This is a genomic window from Actinomadura geliboluensis (assembly GCF_005889745.1).
In the GTDB taxonomy this organism is placed as follows: Bacteria; Actinomycetota; Actinomycetes; order Streptosporangiales; family Streptosporangiaceae; genus Spirillospora; species Spirillospora geliboluensis.
This window is the reverse complement of sequence record NZ_VCKZ01000053.1, coordinates 23,762-29,761: the sequence shown is the minus strand read 5'-3', so window position 1 is coordinate 29,761 and position 6,000 is coordinate 23,762. Positions and strand designations below refer to the sequence as shown.

9 protein-coding genes are annotated in these 6,000 nt (G+C 68.5%); 5 read left to right on the top strand and 4 right to left on the bottom strand.

Features of this window, described 5'->3' with window-relative positions; genetic code table 11:
* Window positions 1-71 precede the first annotated feature (71 nt).
* Together ETD96_RS10575 and ETD96_RS10570 are read right to left on the bottom strand one after the other, a co-directional pair.
* Window positions 72-548 carry a DUF3592 domain-containing protein gene (locus ETD96_RS10575; protein ID WP_138636136.1) on the bottom strand — a complete coding sequence of 159 codons (477 nt, stop codon included), beginning with the start codon at window positions 546-548 and terminating at the stop codon, window positions 72-74.
* Window positions 549-629: 81 nt separating this feature from the next.
* On the bottom strand, window positions 630-1,160 hold the full coding sequence (locus ETD96_RS10570) for a hypothetical protein (RefSeq protein ID WP_138636135.1): 531 nt from the start codon (window positions 1,158-1,160) through the stop codon (window positions 630-632).
* A gap of 408 nt (window positions 1,161-1,568) precedes the next feature.
* On the opposite strand from ETD96_RS10570, the gene ETD96_RS10565 reads away from it, so the two are divergent.
* Window positions 1,569-1,892, top strand: coding sequence for a hypothetical protein (locus tag ETD96_RS10565; RefSeq protein WP_138636134.1), 324 nt, complete (start codon window positions 1,569-1,571; stop codon window positions 1,890-1,892).
* Here the strand turns inward: ETD96_RS10565 and ETD96_RS10560 are convergent.
* A complete protein-coding gene (locus ETD96_RS10560) occupies window positions 1,889-2,371 on the bottom strand; it encodes a hypothetical protein (protein WP_138636133.1) in 483 nt (160 codons plus the stop codon). The genes ETD96_RS10565 and ETD96_RS10560 overlap by 4 nt on opposite strands.
* Window positions 2,372-2,643: 272 nt before the next feature.
* On the opposite strand from ETD96_RS10560, the gene ETD96_RS47525 reads away from it, so the two are divergent.
* From ETD96_RS47525 to ETD96_RS10550, 3 genes are all read left to right on the top strand, one after another.
* Entirely contained in the window at window positions 2,644-2,766 is a 123-nt protein-coding gene (locus ETD96_RS47525; RefSeq protein ID WP_274704598.1) for a hypothetical protein, read from the top strand.
* Window positions 2,763-3,242 carry a hypothetical protein gene (locus ETD96_RS10555; RefSeq protein WP_138636132.1) on the top strand — a complete coding sequence of 160 codons (480 nt, stop codon included), beginning with the start codon at window positions 2,763-2,765 and terminating at the stop codon, window positions 3,240-3,242. The genes ETD96_RS47525 and ETD96_RS10555 overlap by 4 nt, the downstream gene beginning before the upstream one ends.
* A 268-nt stretch (window positions 3,243-3,510) precedes the next feature.
* Entirely contained in the window at window positions 3,511-4,422 is a 912-nt protein-coding gene (locus ETD96_RS10550) for a helix-turn-helix transcriptional regulator (RefSeq protein WP_171068962.1), read from the top strand.
* Here ETD96_RS10550 and ETD96_RS10545 read toward each other — a convergent pair.
* Complete coding sequence (locus ETD96_RS10545) at window positions 4,309-5,505, bottom strand: MFS transporter (protein WP_138636130.1); 1,197 nt, start codon at window positions 5,503-5,505, stop codon at window positions 4,309-4,311. The genes ETD96_RS10550 and ETD96_RS10545 overlap by 114 nt on opposite strands.
* A gap of 267 nt (window positions 5,506-5,772) precedes the next feature.
* On the opposite strand from ETD96_RS10545, the gene ETD96_RS47905 reads away from it, so the two are divergent.
* Window positions 5,773-5,901: a hypothetical protein gene (locus tag ETD96_RS47905; protein WP_338072545.1), complete on the top strand. Its 129-nt coding sequence runs from the start codon at window positions 5,773-5,775 to the stop codon at window positions 5,899-5,901.
* Window positions 5,902-6,000 lie beyond the last annotated feature (99 nt).

The window sequence follows — 6,000 nt, the reverse complement described above, 5'->3', positions numbered from 1 at the left end:
GCCACCCCATGGCGCCATCGTTCGCCCACGTAAGTCGCTGTGCGCCTCTGGTGCTCGATCCAGCTACAGCTTCAGGATCTGCCGAATCTGCGGAGTTCTCGGACGGAACTGCCTGCTGGACTCACCGGAGCGTAGCCATGGAAGGGGCCACGCCCTGAACGGTTGCGGCGGAAACGCGCGACCGTCAGGCCGACCGCCAAGACAAGGCAGGTGCCTGAGACCGCCGCAGATGTGATCGCCGTGCGGAATTGCACTGCTTCAGGGCTGCCCTCTCGAACCGCGCTTACCTCCGATGGCTTGTCGAGGGTGTAGTAGATCTCCAGGCGGTCGCCGACCTTGTATCCGGAAGTCAGTCCGCTGGTCCGCACCGTGCGAGCCCGCCCCGATTGGTCGGTGAAGGTCAGCCCGTAGTCCGTTCCGTACTTGCTGCTCGTGCTCTTTGCGACCACCGTCGCCCAGGTCCGAGCATGCGCCTGCCGGAGGTGCGCGCCCGCCGAGTACTCGCTCAAGGCCATCAGCGCGAAGAGGAGCGCCATCGCGTACAGCACGCCGATAACGGCGAGTCTGGCCCGAGGGGGGACGCTGCGCCAAGGAGGCATATCCGCATTATGCGCACTCTCCCGCGCATGTCAGAGTCCCTCATCTCCCACGTTGGGCAGCGATCCCTCGACACCGAGATCTCGACGCGCCGCCTCGTAGAAGGCCCGGCGCCGATGGCCGGCTTCGGCGAGCGTCGAAGACCAATCCGTGTCCAGTTCGCCCAATGCCGCTCGTCGTAGCGTCCATACGGTCCGATGCCACAACCTTGCCGCAAGGATCGCCTCTGCCGAGCCCAGCAGCAGAACCGACTCCCACCGAACCTCGCGCTCAGCTTCTGCGGCCGACAGTTCGGTCCTGCCGTCATCGAGAGTCAGCGGATGCGGGTAGTGGCCGACGCCGCGTCCGGATGCGACTCTGCGTGCGAGAGCTACACAACGGATGACCGCATGACCGTACTCGGTGTACACGATGGCGCGTTGCTCGTCCCAACGCACCCGTGTCTGCCGTTTCCAGCGGGCTCTTTCGGTCGCCGAAGTAGCCAGGTACGACGACGCCGCACCCACCACCACACCCACGAGCGCCGGAAGCTGCGCCGAAAGCCCCGTCATCCGCTCCTCCACATGGATACCTCGGACGCACCGTCCGCATCGGGTGTGAGCCTCCAGTCACCCAGCCCTCAGCACGCACCACAAGATGTCCTCTGGGCGACGATCACGTACCTCGCATCGACAGTCAGCCAAGGCGCCAACGTGCGCTGCACAGCAAAGCCACTGTTGGCCGCTTTCTTGAGCCCGAGGGCCTCAGCTCAAAACTTCTGATCCATAGCAAGACCGAAGGCGTCCGGGACTGTCCGTACTCGTCAAACAGATGTTGCTCGCACCAGCGTTAGCATCGGGGCGTGATCGATATCCGGGTGGACGGAGGCTTCTTCCGCGTCGTCGATCCCTCGTTCGGATTGGTGATCCCTCGGTGGGAGGGGCAGGACCCGCTGACGGCGCAAGAAGCCGATGCCACGGTCCGATTCCCCGATGGCACCCCGCCGCTACGCGACCTTCATGACGCTCGCGGCTGTAGAGAAGGCCATGCGCCGCCGACGGGAGACCGGTGAGAGAGGATGGAAGTATCCGGAGTGCGAGGTATGGGCCGGCGCGCTCAACCATGCCGACTTGAACGCAGTCCTGGATCACATCGCGCAGATGCCCTGGCGGTGCCCCAACGCGCTGCAAGTCTTCGTGATGGACCAGGAGGAGTCGTTCTTCAGACTGTGGATGCTGAGGGATGGCGAGTTGCGCCAGTACGCACCGGTCAGCCCCGACGAGAACGACCCGAACTTCTATTCCGATGGGCGTTAATTGTCCGCTGACCCGCTCGCAACCCACCTGTTGTTGGCATTGACGTTAGCGTGCGGGGTGGGAAACTGGGCGATGTACCGTACAGCCCGCTCCCACGGATCGAAGGCAAAGAACTGCCGGGGCCGGTGGTGGTGGCGCACGCAGAACGTGTCGAGATCCATGTGGATCGGACACGGCTGAAAGTCACTCTGCGGTTCGGCAGCGCGTGTGGCGCTCAGAAGTTCTGCCTGCGGGGTCCATCCGTCGTGGTCGAAGGCCCAGGTGCCATCCGTGACGTAGACATGACCGGGGTCCGGTGCATCGCGTGGCCAGAGCCCAACAGGTTGGAAGCCGGCATCCGGATAGGTCTCCAGGAACGCGTACGCCAGGATGTGGCAAGCTCCGGCGGCGAAGAACGCCACATCATCCCGGTTCCACGAGAGCAGTTGATCCTGTCGCTCGGCGTGGGTACGTCTGAAGCGTGCGCTCGGACGGTACATGACCGGGAGCCTACGGGAGCCGACGAAAACGGCGACGGTTCAATCCGCGTGCACGTCGAACCTTTCAACGCTCAAAAGCGTGTCGCCAGCGGCGGGGACGAACTGCCGACCCTCCGCTGATCTGAAGTGGTGGTACCGGCAGGCTGTGGGCTCCCTAATGTGGGGCAATGCTTGAGACCTGTGGATGGCCCGGGAAGGGGTGTACCTTCCCGGATCGTATGAGGTTCTCAAGCAGGCCGGGATTGCAGCGTCGGCCGGAAGGCACATCCCAGATGCTCACCGCAGTCCCCGATCCGTCCGAAGGTGATCGGTCCGGACAGGCTCCCATGTCGCCGTCGTCGATCGATGAGGTCAACGGCGCGCGCGCCGACCGTCCCGAAGAAGCGGCCGCGTGAGCAGCCCCACTGAGGGCCCCGCCGAGCCGGACGAGCACCGCCGCTACGCCTGCCACCTACGGGCCCTGGCCGCCGTGAGCGCCAACGGTGAGCCCGCATTGGTGAGCGAGGTCCTGCAAGATCCCGACCCGGTGATGGCACAGGCCGCAGTGGCCCGCCACATCGACGACCGGGCACGCCTCCTGCTGACCGACGAACGGTTTCCTGGCTGGGGCCACACCATGACCGGCGTCATCGGCGAGCGGGACTTCCTCACCCGCCGCCTGACCGAATGGACGCTGCTGGCTGCTATCGCCCAGGACAGACCATGGGCGCCCGCCCAAGTCACCTCGGCATCCGACTGGTTCCAGCGAAAGGCCGTCGAAGTCCTGGCATCACCCGATGCCCTTGCCCTCCTTGCCGGCCAAGGAAGGACACGACGGGTTCGGGCGGCAGCCAGCCAACGGCTCCGTCAGCAAGGTCACCAACACGGCTGACTTGCCCGGCGTGATTCGGGAAGCTCATCCGCCCCGACCGGACTCGGCGGACCCATCGTCACGGGCCACACGTCCTCCTCGAACTGGAAGAAAGCCGACACGAATACGCCCGTCCCATGTCAAGTCCCCTGTCCCGCCTGTTGCCGCACGACATTCTCGCGGCGGATCGCGGAGCGCATCCGGTGTGCGTTGCTCCTGGAGACGCCATCAGGGGCGCGCGGGAATAGGGCGCCGTCTTTTATGTGCTTCAGCTCACGTGGCGAACATCGTGGATGTCTCCCGGGCGGACGACGTCGGCACCTCCTCCCCGGAACCGGCGTGGGAGATGTCGGGCATGGACCATGTCCAGTTGCCGGCGGGCGCAGTGCTCACCGAACCACCGGTCCCGCTGTGGGCGCTGGTGCTGGCGGGCGAGTTCACGCTTGAGACGGCATTCGAGGCGCAGTCGCTCGCCGAGGGGGACGCCGTCCTCGTCGACGCCCGTACCGCTCACCGGCTCACCGCGTCGCGGCGGTACGAGGAGTCCGCCCTGGTCGTGGCGGACCTGCGCATGGCCGTCCTGGTCCGGCGGCTCCCCAGCCCGCTGGTGGTCCGTGGCTTCGGCACCCGGCATGGCGGTGTGATGGCGCTCGTCACGCGGTGCCCGCTCGAACGTGCGTGCCGACCGACCCTGTTCGCCTCCAGCTACGGCAACCTGATCGGGGCGGCGATGGCCACCTCCTGGCAGGAGGACCAGGGCGGCGACGCCGGACCTCCCGACGAGGCCGTCACCGCGGTGGTGGCCGCCGTGGCCGCCCGTCCGGCCGAGCCGTGGACCGTCGAGGGGATGGCCCGCCTGGTCCACTTGTCGCGTTCCGCCCTGGGCGAGCGGTTCCGCCGCGCACTCGGCCGCGGACCCGCGGAGGTGCTCCGCGAGATACGCATGCGGGAGGCATGCCGGCTGCTCGCAGACCCGTCGCGTCCGGTGGAGTACATCGCGTCCGCCGTCGGGTACGGCTCCAGCGCCGCCTTCAGCCGGGCGTTCTCGTCCCACCACGGCGTCGCGCCGCAGGCCTGGCGGGAGCCGTCACTTACGCGGGACGCGCAGCGCGGCGAAAAGCAGCCCGGCCGCCGCGGCGAACCCCGTGCCGAGCAGGAAGGCCGCCTGCACGCCGCGGGCGTCCAGGAGCGCGCCTCCTGACGCCGACCCGAGCGTGATCGCCACCTGAAACGCGGTGACCTGCAACGACAAGGCCGACTCGGCACGCTCGGGCTCGACGCGGGTCACCCAGAGCTGGGTGGCGACCGGGACCATGTTGAAGGCCAGACCCCACACGACGACCCCCGCGGCCAGCATCGGCAGGGACGGCGCGGTCGCGGTGACCAGCAGGCCGCCGGCCAGCAGCAGCGGGGCCGCGGCGACCACCGCGCGCAGCCGTCCCGCGAACCGCCCGGCGGCGAGGTTGCCCGCCAACCCGCCCACGCCCCAGGCCAGCAGCAGCCATACCGTGGCGCCCGCGTCGACGTCCTCGATCGCGACCCGGATGAAGGGGAAGGCGGCGAAGTTGCCGAACGCGACCAGGACCACGCCCAGCACCCCGGCCATCAGCCGGCGGTTGGCGAGCGCCGCCCGCAGCATCGCCAGTCCGGCGGCCGGGTGCGGGGGCACCGGCGGCAACGTCAGGGCCACGGCCAGGGCGGCGACGATGCCGAGGCCCGCCGCGACGCCGAACACCAGCCGCCAGCCGACCGCGTCCCCGAGCAGGGAGGCCAACGGGACGCCGCCGATCGTCGCGAGGGTGACGCCCAGCGCGATGGACGTTGAGACCACGCTGTCGCGTCCCGGCACGGCGCGGGTTCCGGCGCCGAATGCGAACGACCAGTACCCGGCGATGGCGACGCCGAGGACGAGCCGGCCGAGGAGCAGGACGGCGAAACCGGGGGCGACCGCCACCGCCAGGTTCGAGACGGCCGCCGCGACCAGCAGCCAGGTCAGGACCGTGCGCCGGTCGGTCCGCGGCAGCAGCACCGCGATGCTGGGGGCGGTGACCGCGCCCGCGACCGCGGTCGCCGCGACCGCCAGGCCGGCGGTGCCCTCGCTGAGCCCGAGGTCGGCGGCCATCGCGGGCAGCACGCTCGCCGGCAGGAACTCGCTGGCGACGAGCACCGCGATCCCGGCGGCGAGCGCGACGATCGGTGACCAGTTCGCCGAGCCGCCGGACCGTGCCGGGGACTCGGGCGGCGCAGTGTCGGCGGACGGCGGCGAGGACTGAGGCGTTGACATGCCTTCCAGCCTCGCCTCGTCCGCGCGGCCGCAGTTGATCGCGTGACGCGCACAGTTGATCGTCTGACCGGTGTGCGCCGCACGCGATCGACAGTCGTCGAGAGTCGGCGTAGTCCGGAGCGCGGCGATTCAGGAACGACATGATCTGGCGGCATCCTGCTGACGCGTGCGAACGGTGAGCGGCAGTCCGCCGATGTCGGCGGTCGAGTTGCGGGACGCGTCGGGTTCTTCCTCCGGGTGGACGACTTCGAGGCCGCCTACGCCCGCATGACGGCAGCCGGGTCCAAGTTCGTCACCGCACCGCGCACCGGAAACTATGGGCGTATCACAGTGTTCTCGACATCGCGGGCAACCGCTGGGTCCTGCTCGGCCCTTCCTGACCCGGCCCGCCTGTAGTGGACACTCCGGCCCAGCCAACCCCTTCGATCCATGACCACTGGCAACAAGCGCATACTCGCGGCTGCAGAGTGTGTTCTTGTTGTCGGTCGTTGAGCA